Origin of the sequence: Bosea sp. BIWAKO-01 (assembly GCF_001748145.1) — a bacterium.
In the GTDB taxonomy this organism is placed as follows: Bacteria; Pseudomonadota; Alphaproteobacteria; order Rhizobiales; family Beijerinckiaceae; genus Allobosea.
Genome location: NZ_BCQA01000001.1, coordinates 1104271 through 1124719, shown reverse-complemented (window position 1 = coordinate 1124719; position 20449 = coordinate 1104271). Strand labels below are relative to the sequence as shown.

The window sequence follows — 20449 nt, the reverse complement described above, 5'->3', positions numbered from 1 at the left end:
CATCGGTTCGATCAGATTGACTTCAGGCCTCCTCGGCCTCGGCCTCTTCGTTCTCGTCCACGGAGCGCTGGCAGCCCCAGGCGGAGAGCACCGCTTCGGTGTCCTCGACGACGAAGAAGCGCGCCGCGTCGCGGTCGTACCCTTCCGCCAGAAGCCGCTCGTAATCGGTATGAACGTGGCGGACATGGCTGCCGAGAGCGAGCCAGAGCGCCGTCGAGGGCGGCAGATCCTTCATGTGGCGGCGCTCGGCGAGTGCCAGGACTGCTTCGGCATCCGCAAGTGGAATGCCGGGGGCCAGCGCCCTCAACGCTTTGCGAATCGCCTGCTGTCGCCTTGTTCCCGCCATAGCCAAGGCTGAGCCTGTCCGAAGGGCGTCGTCAATCATTCGCGAGGGGGGCCCTTCCGTTGCGCGGATGTCACACTATCTTTGGTTGCGAAGGGTGTCCCTCGGGAGCCCTATCCTGACGAAAGGCAGCCGGATGCGTCGCCACGGGGCGTGCCGGCGGGCGGAGTGACGATATGAACATTGAGAAATACACCGACAGGGCGAAGGGTTTCCTGCAGGCGGCGCAGACGATTGCGCTGCGCGACGGACACCAGCAGTTTACGCCCGAACACCTTTTGAAAGCGCTGCTTGATGACAGCGAGGGCATGGCAGCCGGCCTGATCGATCGGTCGGGCGGCCAGTCGAAGCTTGCCTTGCAACTGACCGACGCGGCGCTCGCAAAGCTGCCCAAGGTCAGCGGTGGTGGCGCCAGCGGCCTGCATCTGACGCCAGGCCTCGCCCGTGTCTTCGATACGGCGGAAAAGGCTGCGGACAAGGCCGGCGATTCCTTCGTCACGGTCGAGCGCCTTCTTCTGGCGCTCGCGGTCGAGAAGGAAACCGAGGCCGGCAAGGCGCTGGCCAAGGCCGGCGTGACGCCGCAGGCGCTGAATGCTGCGATCGAGGCGATCCGCAAGGGCCGCACCGCGGACTCGGCCTCTGCCGAGCAGGCTTATGACGCGCTGAAGAAATATGCGCGGGATCTCACCGCTGCTGCCCGCGAGGGCAAGCTCGACCCGGTCATTGGCCGCGACGAGGAGATCCGCCGTACCATCCAGGTGCTGAGCCGCCGCACCAAGAACAATCCCGTCCTGATCGGCGAGCCCGGCGTCGGCAAGACCGCCATCGCCGAGGGCCTCGCGCTGCGCATCGTCAATGGTGACGTGCCGGAGAGCCTGAAGGACAAGGAACTGCTTGCTCTCGACATGGGCTCGCTCATCGCCGGTGCGAAATATCGTGGCGAGTTCGAGGAGCGCCTGAAGGCGGTGCTCAACGAGGTCTCCAGCTCCGATGGCGGCGTCATCCTGTTCATCGACGAGATGCATACCCTGGTCGGTGCCGGCAAGACGGACGGCGCCATGGATGCCTCGAACCTGCTGAAGCCGGCGCTCGCGCGCGGCGAGCTGCACTGCGTCGGCGCGACCACGCTCGACGAGTACCGCAAATATGTCGAGAAGGACGCCGCGCTCGCACGCCGCTTCCAGCCCGTCTTTGTCGACGAGCCGACGGTCGAGGATACGGTCTCGATCCTGCGCGGCCTCAAGGAGAAATACGAGCAGCATCACCGGGTCCGCATCACGGACTCCGCGCTTGTCTCGGCCGCGACCCTGTCGAACCGCTACATCACCGACCGCTTCCTGCCCGACAAGGCGATCGACCTTGTCGACGAGGCTTCGGCGCGCCTGCGCATGCAGGTCGATTCGAAGCCCGAGGAGCTGGATTCGATCGACCGCGAGATCGTGCGCCTGCGCATCGAGCAGGAGGCTCTCAAGAAGGAGAGCGACAGCGGCTCGAAGGAGCGGTTGAAGCGGCTGGAATCCGAGCTCGCCGATCTTGAAACGCGTTCGGCCACGATCACGGCCCGCTGGAAGGCGGAGAAGGACAAGCTCGGCCAGGCGGCGGAGATCAAGACCAAGCTCGACAATGCCCGCAACGAACTGGCCCAGGCGCAGCGCAAGGGCGAGTATCAGCGTGCAGGCGAGCTCGCCTATGGCGAGATCCCGCAATTGGAGAAGCAGCTCGCCGAGGTCGAGGCGATCGGCGATACCTCCGGCATGGTGGAAGAGGCGGTGACGCCAGACCACGTTGCGCAGGTCGTCAGCCGCTGGACGGGCGTGCCGGTCGATCGCATGCTCGAGGGCGAGAAGGACAAGCTGCTCCGGATGGAGGAGGTGCTCGCGGCGCGCGTCGTCGGCCAGCGCGAGGCGGTGGAAGCGGTCTCGACAGCCGTGCGGCGTGCCCGTGCCGGCCTGCAGGACCCGAACCGGCCGATCGGCTCCTTCATGTTCCTCGGCCCCACCGGTGTCGGCAAGACCGAGCTTACCAAGGCGCTGGCGTCGTTCCTGTTCGACGACGATACGGCGATGGTGCGCCTCGACATGTCGGAATACATGGAGAAGCACTCGGTCTCGCGTCTGATCGGCGCGCCTCCCGGCTATGTCGGTTACGAGGAGGGCGGAGCACTGACCGAAGCCGTACGGCGCCGGCCCTACCAGGTCGTCCTCTTCGACGAGGTCGAGAAGGCCCATCCGGACGTCTTCAACGTGCTCCTGCAGGTGCTCGACGATGGCCGCCTGACGGACGGCCAGGGCCGCACGGTCGATTTCCGCAACGTGCTGATCATCATGACCTCGAATCTCGGTTCGGAGTTCCTGGTGAACCAGCCCGAAGGGCAGGACAGCGACGCCGTGCGTGACGATGTCATGGGCGTGGTCAGGCAGGCCTTCCGGCCTGAGTTCCTGAACCGCATCGACGACATCATCCTGTTCCATCGCCTGAAGCGGGCGGATATGGGGGCGATCGTCGATATCCAGCTGGCACGGCTCGCAAGGCTGCTGACCGACCGCAAGATCGTGCTCGATCTCTCCGAGGACGCTCGCGCCTGGCTGGCCGACAAGGGCTACGATCCCGCCTATGGCGCACGTCCGCTGAAGCGCGTGATCCAGAAGACGGTGCAGGATCCGCTGGCGGAGTTGCTGCTCGCCGGCAAGGTCACCGATGGCGAGACGGTGAAGGTCACCGTCGGGCCGACCGGGCTGATGCTGGGCGATGTCAGCGTGACGCGCGAAAGGCGTCCTGAGGGCGTACCGCTGAACTAGGTCGGGATGTCTTCTTTCTCCCCTCCGGGGGAGAAGGTGCCGGTTGCCGTGAGCCGGATCAGGGAAGGGGCGCGCAAGCGCCCTTTTCTCGTTTCACGGCTGGGCCGATCCGACGGTCGTCGCGTTACCCCCGGAATCAAGCGGGAAAGCTCAGCCTCGCTTCAGCAGGAAGACCGCCTGGGCACCAAACAGATTCCAGAACCACCAGGGCGCGCTGACGCCGACCTTGCCGCCGGCAGCATCGAGCGCAACCGCGCGCTCCTTCTGTGCGCCGACGACCTCGCACAGGGTCACGAAGTCGCGGATCGTGCAGAAATGGATGTTCGGGGTGTCCCACCAGGAATAGGGCAGGGCATCGGTCACCGGCATCTGGCCGCGGAAGAAGATCTGGCTGCGCATGCGCCAATGCCCGAAATTCGGGAAGGAGATGATGGCGCGGCGGCCGATCCGCAGCATGTGTTCCAGTACCAGGCGCGGATTGCGCGTCGCCTGGATCGTCTGGGAGAGGATGACGTAGTCGAAGGAATCATCGGGATAGTCGGCGAGGTCGGTATCGGCGTCGCCCTGGATCACCGACAACCCCCGCGCGACGCAACCGGCGACACCTTCGCGGGACAGTTCGATTCCGCGTGCGTCGACCTGGCGCGTCTCGGCCAGCAGGGCCAGCAATTCGCCGTCGCCGCAGCCGACATCGAGCACGCGCGTGCCGGGCGTCACCATCTCGGCGACGAGCTTGAGGTCGATACGATTGGTATAGGTCTCGCTCAGCGCCATGGCCTCACAACCCTCTTGCCCGAGCTGCCGCATTGATGAAGCCGCGCGTGGTCGCGAACAGGTTCGGCTCCTCCAGCAGGAAGGCGTCATGGCCCTTGTCGCTTTCGAGTTCGACGAAGGAGACCGAGGCGCCGGCAGCATTGAGCGCATGAACGACGGCGCGCGAATCCGCGGTCGGGAACAACCAGTCCGAGGTGAAGGAGGCGACGCAGAAGCGCGTCTTCGTGCCCGTGAAAGCCTTGGCGAGCACGCCGTCATGATCGGCGGCGATGTCGAAATAATCCATCGCGCGCGTCACATAGAGATAGGAATTGGCGTCGAAGCGTTCGACGAAGCTCAGGCCCTGGTGCCGCAGGTAGCTTTCGACCTGGAAATCGGCATCGAAGGAGAAGGTCGGCGCCTCGCGATCCTGCAGTTTGCGACCGAATTTCCGGTGCAGAGCAGGTTCCGACAGATAGGTGATATGCGCACCCATGCGCGCCACCGAGAGGCCTTTGGACGGGCGCGTGCCTTCTTCGAGATAGCGCCCGCCGCGCCAGTCCGGATCGGCCATCACCGCCTGGCGGCCGACTTCGTGGAAGGCGATGTTCTGGGCCGAGTGCTTGGCGGAGGTCGCCAGCGGCAGCGCCGAGAAGACGCGCCCGGGATAGCTCGCCGCCCATTCCAGCACCTGCATGCCGCCCATCGAGCCGCCGGCGACGCAGAACAGCGACTCGATGCCGAGTGCATCGACCAGATGCGCCTGGGCCCTGACCATGTCGCGGATCGTTACCATAGGGAATCCGAGGCCCCAGGGCTTTCCGGTCTCCGGATTGGTCGAGGCCGGGCCCGTCGTGCCGGTGCAGCCGCCGACGACATTGGCGCAGATCACGAAGAAGCGGTCGGTATCGATCGGTTTGCCGGGGCCGATCATCGCCGTCCACCAGCCGCCCTTGCCGGTGATCGGGTTGCGGCTGGCGACATGCTGGTCACCTGTCAGGGCATGACAGACGAGGACGGCATTCGACTTGGCCGCATTGAGTTCGCCATAGGTCTGGTAGGCAATTTGCCAGCTGTCGAGCACCACACCGCAATCCATCACCAGCGGCGTGGCTGCATCGAACCGGACGACCGGGCTCGAGGGATCGTTCGCTTCCTTCAGCGGGTCTGCAAGGCTCAGGATTTCGTCGCGCATCGTCGTCCGCTTTGACAGGCTGATTTGTCTTGCCGGTCGGCTCGTTCGAAAGATCGAACTTACCGATGGCGTGCCGCAGGCGCGCTGTCAACGCGGCCTCGCGCGAAGCTGGCTTTGCTAAGCGCGGGCTTGAGGTCTAAGAGACGCGCGTCCGTCGCCTCACGCGCCAAGATCACGCCATGACCGAAATTGCTCCGACCACCCTTGCCGATCTGCGCGGTGAGATCGACCGCATCGACAGTGAGATGCATGCGCTCTTGATGGAGCGCTCGCAGATCATTGAGACGCTGATCGCCGTGAAGAAGACGCAGGTGTCGGGTTCGGCGTTCCGGCCCGGCCGCGAGGCCGACATGATGAAGCGGCTGGCGCTGCGTCATAAGGGCCTGCTGCCGCTCGACACCGTCGAGGGCATCTGGCGCATCATCATCGCGACCTTCACCTATGTTCAGGCGAATTACGCCGTCCATGCCGATGTCTCGGGCGGCGATGCGGCGATGCGCGATTCCGCGCGGTTCCATTTCGGCTTCACCGTGCCCTTCATCACTCATGAGCATGCGCGCGCGGTGATCGCCGCCGTTGCCGAGTCGGCTGGCGATCTCGGCATCTTCCGGATGGATCTCGGTGCCAGCGCCGGCGTCTGGTGGCGCGATCTCATCGGTCCTGAGCGGCCGAAGATCATCGCCCGCCTGCCCTTCATCGAGCGACCTGACCATCCCGCAGGCACGCCGGTCTACTGCATCGCCAAGCCGCTCGCGGATGCGGCCGTGCGCGAGATCGTGCTCTATGCCGCCAGGGTTGAGCGCTGGTCGGAGGCGTTGCGTGCCGGCCTCGCCCAGCATCTCGCCGAGGTCTCGGCCAGCGCCGCCGACGGTTCGCATCTTTCGCTGCTGGTCGCTGCTTCGGGAGAAGTCGAGCAGAGCGCGATCCGTGCCGCGCTTGAGCCAGCCGGCCTGAGCGAGTTCGCCGAAATCGGCAGCCACGCCGCCCGTTTTGCCGTCAAGCCAGCCCGCTGATTTCCATCTCATTCCCCTGACAAGGTCCACAAGCCATGGCCACGCCTGCTTCCCGCCCTGTTCCGCGTCCCGGCGTCCTCGATATCGAGGCCTATGTGCCTGGCAAGTCCACTGCTCCGGCGGGGGTGAAGCTGCATAAGCTCTCCTCGAATGAGACCCCGCTTGGCCCGAGCCCGAAGGCGATTGCCGCCTTTGACAGCCTCAAGGGCAAGCTCGAGCTCTATCCGGACGGCTCCGCCACCAAGCTGCGCGAGGCGATCGCGGCGCGCTATGGTCTCGATCCCGCGCGTCTGGTGTGCGGTTCGGGCTCCGACGAATTGCTGCAGCTCGTCACCAAGACCTATCTCGGCGACGACGACGAGGGCATCTTCACCGAGCACGGATTCCTCGTCTACCGCATCGCCATCCTGGCGGCCGGCGGCAAGCCCGTGGTCGTGCCCGAGGCCAATCTCACCGCCGATGTCGACGCGATCCTGAAGGCGGTGACGCCGAAGACGAAGATCGTCTTCCTCGCCAATCCCAACAACCCGACCGGCACCTATCTGCCCTTCGAGGAGGTCAAGCGCCTGCATGCCGGCCTGCCCTCCGATGTGCTGCTGGTGCTCGATGCCGCCTATGCCGAATATGTCCGCCGCAACGATTATGCGTCAGGGCTCGAACTGGTGGCGACCAACGAGAATGTCGTGATGGCGCGCACCTTCTCGAAGATCTACGGCCTCGCCAATCTGCGGCTCGGCTGGCTCTACGGGCCCGCCCATGTCATCGATGCGCTCAACCGCGTCCGCGGCCCGTTCAACGTCAACGGCGCGGCGATCGAGGCCGGCACCGCTGCGATTGCCGACGAGGCCCATGTCGCGGCCGCGCTCCAGCACAACGAGACCTGGCTCGCCTGGACGACGGCCGAGGTGGAAAAGCTCGGCCTGAGCGTCACGCCGTCGGTGGGCAATTTCATCCTGATCCATTTCCCAAAAGCCTCCGGCAAGACGGCGAAGGAGGCTGACGCCTTCCTGAGCCAGCGTGGGCTGATCCTGCGCAGCGTCGCCGCCTATGGCCTGCCGGACGCGCTGCGCATGACGATCGGCTCCGAGGAGGCCAACCGTCTCGTCGTCGCGGCGCTCGGCGACTTCCTGGCCGGCAAGTGATGACGGCGCCGACCGAGAGTTTCGCCCCGCGGCGCGAGGAGCCGATCTTCGGCCGCCTCGCGATCATCGGCATCGGGCTGATCGGCTCCTCGATCGCCCATGCGGCCAAGGATCTCAATCTCGCCGGGCGCATTGTCCTGAGCGACCGGGACGAGGGCGTGCGCGCCCGCGCCCGCGAGCTCGATCTCGGCCATGAGGTGGCGGAGACCGTGCAGGCTGCCGTGTCGGGCGCCGATCTGGTCATTCTGTGCGTGCCCGTCGGCGCCTGCGGCGCGGTCGCAGGCGAGATCGCTTCGGCCCTGAAGCCGGGCGCGATCGTCTCCGACGTCGGCTCGGTCAAGAACGCGGTTGTCGAGGCTGTCGCGCCGCATCTGCCAGTGGGCGTGCATTTCGTCCCGGCCCACCCGGTCGCGGGCACCGAGAATTCCGGCCCGGACGCCGGCTTTGCCAGCCTCTTCCTGAACCGCTGGTGCATCCTCACTCCGCCGGACGGCAGCGATGACGGCGCGGTTTCGCGCACTCGCCATTTCTGGGAGGGCACGGGCGCTCTCGTCGAGGAGATGAGCGCGCAGCATCATGATCTCGTGCTCGCCGTCACCAGCCATCTGCCACACCTCATCGCCTACAACATCGTCGGCACGGCAGAGGATCTCGAGGCGGTGACCCAGTCCGAGGTGATCAAGTTCTCGGCCGGCGGTTTTCGCGATTTCACCCGCATTGCGGCCTCCGACCCGACGATGTGGCGCGACGTCTTCCTGCACAACAAGGAAGCGGTTCTGGAGATGCTGGGGCGCTTCAGCGAGGATCTTTCGGTCCTGACCCGCGCCATTCGCTTCGGCGATGGCGAGACCCTGCACAAGCATTTCACCCGCACTCGTGCCATCCGCCGTGGCATCGTCGCGCTCGGCCAGGAAAAGCCGGAAACGGAAAAGCTGCGCAAAACGTGAGAAGACGGGGCATGTTCTGCTCCGTCCGTCTTGCCAAGATTGGGCCGGGCTGTTAGAGCCCCTCCCGTCGCCGCAATAGCTCAGCTGGTAGAGCACCTCATTCGTAATGAGGGGGTCGGGGGTTCGAATCCCTCTTGCGGCACCATCCAACCTGTTGAGGTTGTTGATTTTCCTCGCTAATTTCGAGCTGAAGCCGCCCCTTGGTACAAAAGGGCGTGGGTGGATGCCCCCGGTTTTGCAAGAGGATTCTTCTGACAGATCTTGCAGCCAGGCACTTCTGTCGGTCGTGTGTCAGGCGTTTGATCCTGGCCATCCGCCACGTGGCCGGTATGCAGTTCGAGGGATGGGGGCCACATCGGCGCGCGACACCCTGCGGTTGACTAAAACCGCCCCGCCTCGAGCCGTCGCGCAGACCTGGAAGTTACGCTTGGCGAGATCGATCGCCAAAACATGGACGTCGGACGTCGGCTCCTCCTTCGAACGCGCCTTGATGGCGCTCGCTGGCACCTTACGGTGCCGGCCGGAGGGCGCATCCACCCCAACAGTTCACGGTGCAGGTATCCGGCGCGCGAGGCCAAGAGCCCAGGGCTCCTAGGCTCGAACCAATTCTCTGCGGCCAATAAGTCAAGTAGTCACTTCTGGGGCACAACGGTTAGCGGTCGGCCATACGGATTCCCTGCCCCGTAGGGGTTGTTGATGCTGTCAGATGAGTACCGGCTGCCGTATCGTCCGTAAGGATTGCTCGTGCTGTCTGGATCATATGGATTCGCGCTGAGGCGACCTCGATAGTTACCGTTGTCGTCGTAGAGCTTCGGCGCGTTTGTTGCGTAAGGGTTCTTTGCTGACTCGTTGCTGTAGGGCGAGCCATAGCGGCCATAGGGGTTGTTCACGCTGTCCGGATCGTATGGGTTGCCGGCTCCGTACGGATTGTTGAGGCACCGGGAATCATAGGGGCAAGTTTGGGCGGTGGCTGTACCACTGATGCCAATGACGGCAACTGCCGCTAACAATGCCTGATTCATCGTGATCACCTGCCGCCGAGTCTCTTCCGTCATCCCGGCGCCAAGATAGCATTCGCGCCCATTTTTGCCAGACGTTAGGTAAGCGCCGTGAGGGGCGCCCTTCATGAGTTCCTGCGGGGGGCTGCATCTTCTTCTTTGGCTCCTCCATCGCCATAATGCGGAGCCAACTGAGGATGAGTGTCTAGCAATGCCCAGGCCGCCGACATCCAGTTGCTACATGCAGCCAATGATGCAGGAAGCGGTGCTTTTGCTGCTGACGCTTGCGTCCGCCGGCATGGGCGCGTCCTTCGGAGAAAATGGCCGCCTCGTCTAGATTTTCGTTGCAGAGGTGGCAGGTGGTCGCCGCACCTGCAGGAGTAGATTTCATGTCCTATGTCGACGAACTCGAGCCGCTCATTAAGCTGGAGCAGGAATTGCGGCAGACGATCGCGTTGAAGCTCGCGGAAGAGCGAGGCGAGCCACCCGCCGATGTCCCGACCGAGGAGCAAGTGCACGCCGCCGATGAGGCGATCGCGGCCTGGGTCGAGCAGGTCGATTTCGAGCAGGACATGCGGGCCTTCCGGCCCCAGACCCCACTGCAAAAGCTGCTCGCCGAGTATCTCGGGATATGCGAGCGCATTTTCGACATCCGCGACAGGCGGTTGTCCTGATCAGGATAAGCTCAATCCGAGCCAAGGCCGAGATGCTCCCGCTCGGGCCGTGAGGGCCCGAGCGGCCCGGCCATCGATCGGCCGCTCCCGTGCCTTGCAGATCTAGCTGCCAGCCGTCTCCTTGGCCGTCGCTCTGTCGAGAATCTCGACCACCTCTTCCAGGCTCTCCTTCACGCCGAGCATGAAGTCCTTGCGGAAGCCGATGATGGTATCCGGCGGGGTACCCTTGAACGTGTAGACCACGCTGACCTGCGCGGGATTGACGTAGACGGGCTTTCCGTCCGAGGGCGAAGTGAACTTGCAGAGTTTAGACATCATCTCTTCCGTCACTGGCGATTCGATGGGGAGAGCTATACGGCAAGGCGGCCTCTCAGCGAAAACGCCGAATAGTGCCGCCCGCTGCAGGTTGCGCGCCGCAAGCCATGCCCAATCAGCGGTGTCATAATCCGGCATGAGAGCCACGGCCGGGGACGGTGCAGCGTCATGTCAGCCTGCCGTCGTGAAGCCAGCCGCCTCATTTGGGAAACCCTGCGTCACCTTAAGTGACGTTTGTCACATATTCGGCCGCCCAGGGCGCGTAGCCTTTTACGCACTGACGAATGTCGGAGCGCGCCATGAGCCCCACCTATGACGAGAAGCTTGAACAGTTCCGGCACAGGGAGGTCGAGCGCGCGCGTAAGGCGGGCTTCTCAGCCTATATCCTGAACGAAGACGGCACGGTGATCCGCGTCTCCCCCGATGGCAGGCTCGATCTGATCGTCGTGCAGCTCGGCAGCCAGCAGGGAAAGGCTCGGGGAGCCCAACCGCGCTAGATTGCGGCCCGGCCAGGGTACGCAATGTTGCTTTCCCTGGTTCAATCCCCGATCTCTGACCTTGCTGTGTCTCGCGCGAGCCGCTTGATGACGTCATGCCGCGTCAGTCCGCTTGCCCACCGTAGCCACAGATCGCCTGTAGCCTCGGTCAATGACGAGCGGCGGTCGCCGGCGGCGGCCGCACTCGCGACTCGACTCGGGGCTGCAACAGGTGTGATCTCGGCTGGAGCGCGAGGGCTGTGGAGAAACAGTCCCTCCAGGCCGCGCAAATGCTGGTTGTTCCGGGAGGCCTCACCATGACGCGCAGGTTCACCGCAGCTTTGTCCTTCATGCTCTCCCTTGTTCTGGCAGCGCCGGCCGGGGCGCAGATCGGCACGCCAGGGAATGCGCCGCTCACACCCGGTGGCCCCAGGCAAGGTCTTGGGCCGCCCTCACTCAGCGACAGTGTGCCGGATATCCGATTGCATTCGAGCGGCGGCGGGATCCCGGGCGCGGGCCCCCCGATCGGCTATGGCGGCACACAGCCGCGGGGCAACGCCGGCACCGGGGCCGGATATGGTCTCGTCGATCGCCGCGCGGCCAGGGCAACAGGCCGGCACTGCCAGACATCGAGCCGGATCTGCGTGCTGAAGAGCGCGGCGTATGTCAGGTCCGGATGCTCATGCCGGTTGTCCAATGGCAAGCGTGCGCGGGGCCATGTCGTGCCGTGAGGCTGCCGAAGGGAGGCCGTTGAACCCGGCGGGAGCCCGAACGAACTGCGCGCCGCGCCCCGCTGGAAGGCGCGACCTATCGTAATGCCGCCAGGAGCCCTGCCGCGACGGCGGGGCCGCTTACGCAGCCGACTCGCAGGCCAAGGGCCATGCCGCCCGTCGACGCGGCGAGCCCGGCCTTGATCAACGTGTTGACGCCTGTCGCGAGCAGGATCGCACGGCCCGCGAGCGTCGGGTCGATGACGCCGAACGCCATGCGCGACATCGAGATCACGACGGCATCGACATCCGCAATGCCGGATAGAGCGGCCGTGGCAAGCACGCCCGCATCGCCGAAATGCTGCTGCAGCAGGCGTGCGGCGAGCATCACCACCGCGATGAACGCCGCCATCTTCAGAGCGGAGCCAAGTTCCAGCGGATTCGAGATCTTCAGCTCGGGGCGCTCGGAGGAGCCTCCAGTGTTGATCAGCATGAGGCCGGCGCCTGCCGCAAGGACACCGCCGGCGCAGGCGAGCGGCAGTGCAAGGAGCGGTATCAGGACCGGGTTCAGCACCATGGCGACCACGGCGACGCGCAGGACCATCACCACGCCAGCGACCAGGATGCCGGCACTGAGCAGGCGGCCGGAATCCGAGTGCTGGCGCGCGAGCCCGGCCAGGGTGAGCGTCGTCGCGGTCGAGGAGGCGAGGCCGCCGGCGATTGCTGCCATGATTACGCCGAGCCGGTCCCCGAAGACCCGGACCGCCACATAGCCGCCGAAGGACACGGCCGCGATCAGGATGGCGAGCAGCCAGATCGAATAGGGGTTGATCGATCCCCATGGGTCGATCGGCCGGTTCGGCAGGATCGGCAGCAGCAGGAAGGACATGGCGAGCAAGGTCAGGACCGAGCGGATTTCCTGCCAGCTCAGCGAGGCGACCCACCGGTGCAGCTGTTCGCGCAAGGCCAGCAGCACGGTCATCGCGACTGCGCCTGCAATCGCGGCATTGAGGTCGCCGACCACCGCGAGCGTGCCCAGCATGAAGGTCAGCATCCCGGCGATGACCGAGGTCGCACTGACATTCTGCTCGGCGCGGGCCTCCAGCCAGTGGAAGGCGCCGAAGGCCGCACTGTATCCGAGAAAGACCAGGCCGATCGCGATGCCGCCGAGCTGCTGGCCTATGGCCCCGGTCACGCCGCCGAGCAGCCCGGACAACGCGAAGGTGCGCAGGCCCGCGGCACGCTGATGGTCATCCTCGTCGCGCGAGCGCCAGCCACGTTCGAGACCGACCAGGAGCCCGATGGCGAGGGAAACGGCGAGGCGGCTCAGGAGGGCGTGTTCATCCATATCGGTCTGCGGCTTGGCTCGGGCGTGGCGATCGTTCGCTGAGCATATCGGAAGCGGCCGGTTCGGATAGCGCCCGGGGCGCATTCCGGGCGGAACCGGCGGTTGTCATCTGCAGGTCATGCAGGCGGTCTTTAGACCGGCCCATGTCGTCATCGCGGGCGGCCTGGCCCGTCTTATGCTTGGTGAGTTGGTCATGAAACGGCTGGTCATTATCTACTCGGAAGAGGATTACGCTTGCGCCTGCGAGCGCCTGGAGGAGTTGCGCACCAGGCCGGATTGCCGGGCGAAGGAAGAGGAACTCGACGCGATCCATGACGCCATGCTCGCCTGGGAGTTGAGGCAGGACGACTGATACCGGGCGACAGTCCTGCTGCTCGCCTGTCGTGAACCGGCAGGCGCCCGAGTTCGTGTTGCGACGCACTCAGCCCACATTCTCACGCTAGCCACCCCTGACCGCCCGAAGAATCTTCGGGGCGGATGTCGCGATCCTGCGGGGCGCGACACTCTGGCCGGCATCTCTCGGCCGCTAGCGAAAGGGCTCTGGCCGATGCTCGTGCAGATCGGAACTCTCATCGCCGCGACGAGCCTCGTTCAGCTCGCGAACGGCTTCTTCAACACCTTCCTGTCGCTGCGGCTGACGCTCGAGGATTTCGGCTCCACGCTGAACGGCATCGTGCTCAGCGCCTATTTCATCGGCTTCACCATCGGGGCGGTCGGGTCCGGGCAGGTGATCCAGCGCATCGGCCATATCCGCGCCTATGCCGCATTCGCGGGCATGGTGGTGGTCGCGACTGGCGTGATGCCGCTTCTTGTCTCGCCATGGGCCTGGATCGCCTGCCGCGCTGCCATCGGCATGGGCTGCGTCGGCCTGTTCATCACGACGGAAAGCTGGCTGAACGCCAAGGCGCAGACGGATCAGCGCGGCCGGGTGTTCTCGATCTACATGGTCGGCACGTTCCTGGCGCTGGCTCTCGGCCAGTTGCTGATCGGCAAACTCGCCATTCACTCCATGACGCCCTTCAACATCATCGCAGTGCTCTTTGCGCTTGCCTTGGTGATGGTCAGCACGACGCGCGCCGAGGCGCCGGGGATCGCACCGGAGGCGACGCTGCGCTATGGCGAGTTGACCCGGCAGGCGCCGGTGGCCGTCGTCGGCTGCGTCATCAGTGGCATGATCAGCAGTGCCTTTTACGCGCTCGTCCCGGCCTGGATGCTGAGCAATGGCGTGCCTCAGCAGACGATCGCGCTGTTCATGCTGGTCGCGGTGCTGGGCGGCCTCGCGCTTCAGGTTCCGGTCGGGCGCCTGTCGGATCGCGGCGATCGGCGGCTGGTTCTGGCCGGCCTTGCGCTCGGCTTCGCGGCGGCGGCCCTGCTGCTCGTCATGCTGCCCCCGAAGCTTACAGCGGTGCTGCCTGTCGCGGCGGTGCTCGGCGGCTTCATGTCGACGCTCTACCCGGTCTGCGTCGCCCATGCGCTCGATCGCATGCCCGCCGACCGCGTCGTTGCCGTCAGTGGCAGGCTGATCCTCGTCAGCGGCTTCGGCTCGGCGCTGGGGCCGATGCTCGGGGCCGCCGTCATGTCGCGCTTCGATATCGGCGGGTTGCTCTATTTCATGGCGGCCGCGACCATCCTGCTCGCCGCGGTCTCCGGCCTGCGCGTGCTGGTCAAGGCACCGCCTGTCCGGGTCGAGCGTCCCTTCGAGATCATCGACCCATTGACGGCCCCGATCTCGCAGGAGCCGGAAGCGACGGATCCGGACGGAACGCCGCGCGCCGTCCCCGCCTGAGGCGAACGGCAGGCCGCGCCAGGCATCGGCCCGAAAAGTGGATTGCGGTTTTCGGGAAAGCCGATGCAAACACAAAGAAACATCGGCCCGAAAAGCGGATTGCGGTTTTCGGAAAAGCCGATGCAAACACAAAGAATCATCGGCCCGAAAAGCGGATTGCGGCTTTCGGGAAAGCCGATGACCTAACCCATGATGTGATAGCCGGCATCGACATAGATCGTATTGCCGGTCATGCCGGTGGCGGCATCGCTGATCAGGAAAGCGGCAACCTGCCCGACCTCGTCGATGGTGACGACGCGCCCTTGTGGCGCCCGCGCCGCAGCCTGGGACAGAAGCTCGTCGAAGCCGGCGATGCCGCCGGCGGCGCGCGTCTTCAGCGGGCCGGGCGAAAGCGCATGCAAGCGGATGCCCTTCTGGCCGAGTTCATGGGCGAGATAGCGCGTGGTGCTCTCGAGTGCGGCCTTCACCGGTCCCATGATGTTGTAATTGTCGAGCACCTTCTCGGCGCCGTAATAGCTCATGGTCAGGATCGTGCCGCCCGAGTTCATCAGCGGCTCGGCGTTGCGGGCCATCTCGATCAGCGAATAGCAGGAGACGCGCATCGCCTGCTCGAAGCCGTCCCGCGTCACATCGACAACCCGGCCATGCAGGTCGTCGCGCGGCGCAAACGCGATCGAGTGGATGACGAAGTCGAGCTTGCCCCAGCGCCTGGTGATGTCCTCGAACACGGCGTCGAGCTGCCCGGGCATCTCGACATCGAGCGGCATGATGATCGGGCTGCCGAGTTCCTCCGCGAGCGGGCGCACCCATTTCTCGGCCTTGGCGTTCAGATAGGTTATGGCCAGTTCCGCGCCGAGCCGGTGCAGGACCCGACCGCAGCCGAAGGCGATGCTGTCCTCGTTGGCGATGCCGACGATCAGGCCCTTCTTGCCGCGGACGATGTCGTCGATCGTGCCCATCTGACTAGTCTCCGAAGATCACGCGGCGGAAACGGCTGAGCGCATAGGTGAAATACACGCTGCCGATGACGACGAGCGCGACGAGCTGCAGCCAGACCACGGAGAGGCCCGCGCCGCGATAGAGCACGGCCTGCGAGAACGCCACGAAATGCGGCGTCGGACTGATGATCTGCATCACATATTGCAGCCAGACGGGCATGCTCTCCATCGGCGTGCTCGAACCCGACAGGAGCTGCATGATCACCAGGATCGGAATGGCGAGCAGCCCGAACTGGCCCATCGAGGTCGCGAGCGTGCCGAGCATGATGCCGAGCGCTGCGACCGTGAAGGCGTAGAGCGCCGCACCCGCCAGGAAGAGCGTCAGCGAGCCGGCGATCGGCACCTGCAGCCACCATTGCACGACAACCGCGAGCGACAGCCCGGCCGCGACCAGGATGACCAGGCCGTTGGCGATGATCTTCGCCAGCATGATCTCGGCGGGCACGACCGGCATCACCAGCAGATGTTCGACCGTGCCCTGTTCGCGCTCGCGGATCAGCGCTGCGCCGGTCAGGATCACCGTCAACAGCGTGACATTGTTGATCACCTGCATCACCGAGGTGAACCAGGCCGAGTTCAAGTTCGGATTGAACTTGGAGCGGATGACGACATTGATGGGAGCGCTGGTCACGGTTTCCCGGCCGGCCAGGAAATTCGTCACCTCCTGCGCGATGATCGACTGGATATAGACCGAGCCGTTTCCGGCCTGGGTCATCGCGGTGGCATCGACATTGAGCTGCACGGATGCCCGCCGGCCGGAGAGAAGATCGGCTTGGAAGGAGGGCGGGATCTCCAGCACGAAGACCAGCCGGCCGTGATCCATCTCCTCGTCGATCTCGCGTGCGCTGATCGTCACTGCGCTCTTGAACAGCGGCGGGTTCAGCGCGTTCTGGATCTGACGCGAGAGGTCCGAGCGGTCCTCGTCGACGATGCCCACGGTCAGGTTCTTCGCTTCGGTCGAGGCGCCGGTCGCGACCGTGTAGACGGCGATGCTGAAGGCATAGACCACGAGGATCAGCATGACCGGGTCAGCCCGGATGCTGCGCAGTTCCTTGATGACGAGCTGGTAGATATTGGCCAGATGCAGCCGAAGGCCCGTTGGCCCTTGCTGCGCTGGTTCCGTCGTGGCGCTGGTTCTCTCCGGCGACATCTCAGAGCTCCTGTTTGCGCAGGAGAAGCTGCGAGACGACGAGGAAGAGGACTGCGAAGCCAGCGAGCATGACGAGGTTGAACGACAGGTCGTCGAAACCCAGCCCCTTTGTGAAGGCGCCGACGCTGACCGGCTGATACCAGGCCGTCGGGAAGCCGAGCCCGATCATCCGCGCCCCGCCGGAGAGCGAGGCGACCGGAACGAGCAGGCCCGAGAAATTCACCGCCGGTATGATCGACAGGATCGCCGTGGCGAAGACGGCGGAGACCTGCGTCCGGGTGAAAGTCGAAATCAGCTGGCCGAAGCCCGTCGTCGCGATCACATAGAGCAGGGTGCCCAGGACCAGCATCGCGATCGAACCCTTGATCGGCACGCCGAAAAGCAGGATCGCAAGCAGCACCAGCAGCACGAAGCTGATCATCGCGATCGCGATATAGGGCAGCTGCTTGCCGAACAGGAATTCGAACTTGGTGATCGGCGTCGACTGGAAATTGGCGATCGAGCCGGTTTCCTTCTCCCTCACCACCGCAATGGCCGACATGATGGCCGGGATCAGGATCAGCATCAGCATGATCACGCTCGGCACCATCGCATTGACGCTCTTGAAGGCCTGATTGTAGCGGAATCGGGTCTCGACATTGACGAGACTGGCCGCGCTCGTGCCGGCGTTGTTCTGGGCGAGCCACTCCTTGGCGTATTGCGCGGCGAGCCCGGTGACGTAGCCCTTGGTCGTCTCGGCGCGGAACGGCATGGCGCCATCGAGCCAGACCGCGACCTCCGGCTTCCTGCCCGATTGCAGGTCGCGCCCGAAGCCTGGCGGAATCTCGATGGCAAGCTGCAACTCGCCGCTTCGCAGTCGCTGGTCGAGTTCGCCGGCCGTCCTGATCGGTGCGCGCTCGTCGAAATAGCGCGAGCCGGAAAAGGCCTCGATCAACTGGCGGCTTTCGGGGGTATTGTCCTGGTCGAGCGCCGAGAAGCGCAGGTTTTCGACATCGAAGGAGATGCCGAAGCCGAACGCGATCATCAGGACGAGCGGGCCGAGGAAGGCGAAGGCGAGCCGGATCGGATCGCGCAGCAGTTCCATCGTCTCGCGCCGCGAATACGCCCAGAGTCGCTTCGGGTCGAAGCGGCGCGGCGGCCGGATGGGTTCCGGCGGCGGGAGTGCGGCGTTCGGATCAGGCGCCTCCGGTTTCGCTTCGCGGTCGATCCCTGCGGCTTCGGCGAGATAGTCGACGAAGGTGTCCTCCAGTGAGGAACTGCCGCGTTCCCTGACCAGTTCCTCCGGCGTGCCGACTGCGAGCACCTTGCCGGCATGCATCAGGGAGATGCGGTCGCAGCGCTCGGCCTCGTTCATGAAATGGGTCGAGAGGAAAATCGTCACGCCGTCATCGCGCGAGAGATCGATCAGCGTGCGCCAGAAGGCGTCGCGCGCAATCGGGTCGACGCCGGAGGTCGGCTCATCGAGAATGAGCATGGCTGGCCGATGGAGTACGGCGACCGCAAGCTGCAGGCGCTGCTTGATGCCGAGGGGCAGGCTGTCGGGCCGCGAGTCCACCACATCCCCGAGGTCGAAGCGCTCGAGCAGCTCCGCGATGCGACCTTCGATCTCATCGTTCGGCAGGTGATAGAGCTTTGCGTGGAGTTCGAGGTTCTGCCGGACCGTGAGCTCGGTATAGAGCGAGAAGGCTTGCGACATGTAGCCGACATTCCGGCGCGTCTCCATGTCGTTGGAGCCCATCGGCTTGCCGAACAGCTTGGCCCAGCCTTCGGTCGCCGGCAGCAGGCCGGTGAGCATCTTCATCGTCGTCGATTTGCCGCAGCCGTTCGAGCCGAGAAAGCCGAAGATTTCGCCGCGCTCGATCCGGAAACTGACATGGTCGACGGCCGTGAAATCGCCGAAGCGACGGGTCAGCCCTTCGGCCTCGATTGCCGGCACGGCGCTGTCGCTGGCCGGACGCGGGCGCACGATCACCTCCCGGTGCTGCGCCCGCTTCGCCTCCGGGAGCAGCGCGATGAAGGCGGCTTCGAGCGATGTCTGGCTAGTCTTCGCCAGGATTTCGGAGATCGGACCCGACGCGATCACCTTGCCGTCATCCATGGCGGCAAGCCAGTCGAAGCGTTCGGCCTCGTCCATATAGGCGGTGGCGACGATCACGCTCATTTGCGGCCGGCGGCTGCGGATCGTGTTGATCAGGTCCCAGAACTGGCCCCGCGACAGCGGATCGACGCCGGTTGTCGGCTCGTCGAGGATGAGGAGGTCCGGGTCATGGATCAGGGCGCAGCACAGGCTGAGCTTCTGCTTCATGCCGCCCGACAGCTTGCCCGCCGGGCGGTCTTCGAACGGATCGAGGCCCGTGGCCTTGAGCAATTCGTCGATCCGCCGCCTGCGCTCGGCTTCGCCCTGGCCGAAGAGCCGGCCATGGAAGTCGATATTCTCGAAGACGCTCAGCGTCGGGTAGAGATTGCGGCCGAGGCCCTGCGGCATATAGGCGATGCGGGCGCCCTGCCTCTCACGATGGGCCTTGTCGGCCATGTCGCCACCGAAGACCGTGACATGTCCGGTCTGGATTTCCCTGACGCCGGCAATCAGGGCGAGCAACGCGGATTTGCCGACGCCGTCGGGACCGATCACCCCCACCATGCGCCGGGAGGGGAACTCGATCGAGACATCGTCGAGCGCAACCGTTTTGCCATAACGGTGCGAGACATGCTCGACCTTGGCAATGACGCCGTCGTTCATCAGGGGAGCTTCACGGTCAGATCTTCGGGCCACTGGATCGACGGGCTGGTCCGGACGAAGCCCATGCCGCGCACTCCGGTCTTGGCCTGGCGGTGATATTTCTTCAGGACGCGCGGATCGATCTGCAGCTTGACGCGGAACATCAGTTTCTCCCGCTCAGCGGCCGTCTCGACGCTCTTCGGCGTGAACTGGGCGTCCGCCGCGACGAAGCCGACATTGGCCGGGATGACATATTGGGGCAGCGGATCGACGGTGATCCGGGCTTCGTCGCCAAGGGCGAGCAGCCCGGCCTGTGCGGCCGGGAGATAGATCGTCATGTAGACATCGCTGAGATCGAGCAGCGTCAGGATGCGCGCGCCTGCGCCGACGACCTCGCCCGCGCGTGCGAGCTGGTACTGAACCCGTCCGCTGCGGGGCGCGACGAGCGTCATGTCGACGAGAACGGCCTCGATCCGGTCGACCTCGGCTTCGGCGCTCTTGATCGCGAACTGCGCCTGGTCGCGCTGGGCCTCGGCCGCAACGAGCGCGGCCTTGGCGGTATCCGCCTTGGCGACGCGCTGGTCGAAAGTCTGCCGGGTCAGATAGCCCTTGTCGACGAGCTGCTGTCCGCGCTCGAGCTCGGCCTGGCTGAGCGTGATCTCGCTTTTGCGCTGGACGATCAGCGCATTGGCTTCCGCAAGCCCATGCTTGGCCTTGAGAACCTGTGATTGGGCGCCGCGAAGCTGGGCTTCATATTCCGGTGACGAAATGCGCGCGACCACCTGCCCGGCAGTGACGTCGTCGCCCTCGTTGACGAGCACCTGCGACAGGCGGCCCGCATATTTTGCGGAGATATCGATCTGCGTCGCCTCGATCCGGCCGTTCGATTTGGCGATCCCGCTGGGCAGCGAGCCGCTTCGCAAACGCTGCAGGAACGCCTGGATCTTCGACTGGGCCTGGGCCGGCGCCGTGATAGAGACGTCGCGCGAGACCGGGGCGAGCACGCTGCCGAAGGTCAGGAGCGCCACCGCCAGGGCTGTCGCTGCGGGTAGACGGACCACTATCATCATCATTCTCCGAGCTC

General features: G+C 65.0%; 19 protein-coding genes and 1 tRNA gene. 10 read left to right on the top strand and 10 right to left on the bottom strand.

Going from position 1 to position 20449, the window contains the following annotated elements; genetic code table 11:
• Positions 1-22 precede the first annotated feature (22 nt).
• The gene (locus tag BIWAKO_RS05140; RefSeq protein ID WP_069877623.1) at positions 23-346 is read right to left on the bottom strand and encodes a DUF2293 domain-containing protein; all 324 of its coding nucleotides are present in this window, start codon (positions 344-346) and stop codon (positions 23-25) included.
• Positions 347-519: 173 nt separating this feature from the next.
• On the opposite strand from BIWAKO_RS05140, the gene clpB reads away from it, so the two are divergent.
• Entirely contained in the window at positions 520-3141 is a 2622-nt protein-coding gene (gene clpB / locus BIWAKO_RS05135) for an ATP-dependent chaperone ClpB (protein WP_069877622.1), read from the top strand.
• 150 nt (positions 3142-3291) lie between these two features.
• Here clpB and metW read toward each other — a convergent pair whose 3' ends face one another.
• Both metW and metX read right to left on the bottom strand, forming a co-directional pair.
• On the bottom strand, positions 3292-3915 hold the full coding sequence (gene metW / locus BIWAKO_RS05130; protein ID WP_176733266.1) for a methionine biosynthesis protein MetW: 624 nt from the start codon (positions 3913-3915) through the stop codon (positions 3292-3294).
• A gap of 4 nt (positions 3916-3919) precedes the next feature.
• A complete protein-coding gene (metX, locus tag BIWAKO_RS05125) occupies positions 3920-5089 on the bottom strand; it encodes a homoserine O-acetyltransferase MetX (RefSeq protein WP_069877620.1) in 1170 nt (389 codons plus the stop codon).
• Positions 5090-5268: 179 nt separating this feature from the next.
• Here metX and BIWAKO_RS05120 point away from each other — a divergent pair, with 179 nt between their 5' ends.
• The 4 genes from BIWAKO_RS05120 (at position 5269) to BIWAKO_RS05105 (ending at position 8336) form a co-directional block, all read left to right on the top strand.
• Entirely contained in the window at positions 5269-6102 is an 834-nt protein-coding gene (locus tag BIWAKO_RS05120; protein WP_069877619.1) for a chorismate mutase, read from the top strand.
• 35 nt (positions 6103-6137) lie between these two features.
• The gene (locus tag BIWAKO_RS05115) at positions 6138-7244 is read left to right on the top strand and encodes a pyridoxal phosphate-dependent aminotransferase (protein ID WP_069877618.1); all 1107 of its coding nucleotides are present in this window, start codon (positions 6138-6140) and stop codon (positions 7242-7244) included.
• Positions 7244-8191, top strand: a complete 948-nt coding sequence (locus BIWAKO_RS05110) for a prephenate/arogenate dehydrogenase family protein (protein WP_069877617.1) — start codon at positions 7244-7246, stop codon at positions 8189-8191. Before BIWAKO_RS05115 ends, BIWAKO_RS05110 begins: the two co-directional genes overlap by 1 nt.
• Positions 8192-8260: 69 nt before the next feature.
• Positions 8261-8336: transfer RNA gene (locus BIWAKO_RS05105), tRNA-Thr, on the top strand.
• A 487-nt stretch (positions 8337-8823) separates the two neighbouring features.
• Here BIWAKO_RS05105 and BIWAKO_RS36325 read toward each other — a convergent pair.
• The gene (locus tag BIWAKO_RS36325; protein WP_074471510.1) at positions 8824-9246 is read right to left on the bottom strand and encodes a hypothetical protein; all 423 of its coding nucleotides are present in this window, start codon (positions 9244-9246) and stop codon (positions 8824-8826) included.
• A 332-nt stretch (positions 9247-9578) separates the two neighbouring features.
• Here BIWAKO_RS36325 and BIWAKO_RS05100 point away from each other — a divergent pair, with 332 nt between their 5' ends.
• Positions 9579-9863, top strand: coding sequence for a hypothetical protein (locus BIWAKO_RS05100; RefSeq protein ID WP_069877616.1), 285 nt, complete (start codon positions 9579-9581; stop codon positions 9861-9863).
• 102 nt (positions 9864-9965) lie between these two features.
• Here BIWAKO_RS05100 and BIWAKO_RS35245 read toward each other — a convergent pair whose 3' ends face one another.
• Positions 9966-10178: a hypothetical protein gene (locus BIWAKO_RS35245; protein WP_141739990.1), complete on the bottom strand. Its 213-nt coding sequence runs from the start codon at positions 10176-10178 to the stop codon at positions 9966-9968.
• Between the two features lie 299 nt (positions 10179-10477).
• On the opposite strand from BIWAKO_RS35245, the gene BIWAKO_RS05090 reads away from it, so the two are divergent.
• Positions 10478-10675, top strand: coding sequence for a hypothetical protein (locus BIWAKO_RS05090; protein ID WP_141739989.1), 198 nt, complete (start codon positions 10478-10480; stop codon positions 10673-10675).
• Positions 10676-10971: 296 nt separating this feature from the next.
• Positions 10972-11385, top strand: coding sequence for a hypothetical protein (locus tag BIWAKO_RS05085; RefSeq protein WP_141739988.1), 414 nt, complete (start codon positions 10972-10974; stop codon positions 11383-11385).
• Between the two features lie 76 nt (positions 11386-11461).
• Here BIWAKO_RS05085 and BIWAKO_RS05080 read toward each other — a convergent pair whose 3' ends face one another.
• Positions 11462-12712, bottom strand: coding sequence for an MgtC/SapB family protein (locus BIWAKO_RS05080; protein ID WP_069882184.1), 1251 nt, complete (start codon positions 12710-12712; stop codon positions 11462-11464).
• Between the two features lie 193 nt (positions 12713-12905).
• On the opposite strand from BIWAKO_RS05080, the gene BIWAKO_RS35875 reads away from it, so the two are divergent.
• Positions 12906-13064, top strand: a complete 159-nt coding sequence (locus tag BIWAKO_RS35875; protein ID WP_176733265.1) for a hypothetical protein — start codon at positions 12906-12908, stop codon at positions 13062-13064.
• A 195-nt stretch (positions 13065-13259) separates the two neighbouring features.
• Positions 13260-14498, top strand: a complete 1239-nt coding sequence (locus tag BIWAKO_RS05070; protein WP_069877611.1) for an MFS transporter — start codon at positions 13260-13262, stop codon at positions 14496-14498.
• A 182-nt stretch (positions 14499-14680) separates the two neighbouring features.
• On the opposite strand, the gene fabI is transcribed toward BIWAKO_RS05070, so the two are convergent.
• The 4 genes from fabI to BIWAKO_RS05050 are packed head-to-tail and all read right to left on the bottom strand — an operon-like array spanning position 14681 to position 20432.
• Positions 14681-15457 carry an enoyl-ACP reductase FabI gene (gene fabI / locus BIWAKO_RS05065; RefSeq protein ID WP_069877610.1) on the bottom strand — a complete coding sequence of 259 codons (777 nt, stop codon included), beginning with the start codon at positions 15455-15457 and terminating at the stop codon, positions 14681-14683.
• 4 nt (positions 15458-15461) lie between these two features.
• Positions 15462-16646: an ABC transporter permease gene (locus BIWAKO_RS05060; RefSeq protein ID WP_069877609.1), complete on the bottom strand. Its 1185-nt coding sequence runs from the start codon at positions 16644-16646 to the stop codon at positions 15462-15464.
• Position 16647: 1 nt separating this feature from the next.
• Positions 16648-19386, bottom strand: coding sequence for a ribosome-associated ATPase/putative transporter RbbA (gene rbbA / locus BIWAKO_RS05055; RefSeq protein WP_069877608.1), 2739 nt, complete (start codon positions 19384-19386; stop codon positions 16648-16650).
• On the bottom strand, positions 19386-20432 hold the full coding sequence (locus BIWAKO_RS05050) for an HlyD family secretion protein (protein WP_244523362.1): 1047 nt from the start codon (positions 20430-20432) through the stop codon (positions 19386-19388). Before BIWAKO_RS05050 ends, rbbA begins: the two co-directional genes overlap by 1 nt.
• Positions 20433-20449: the final 17 nt, after the last annotated feature.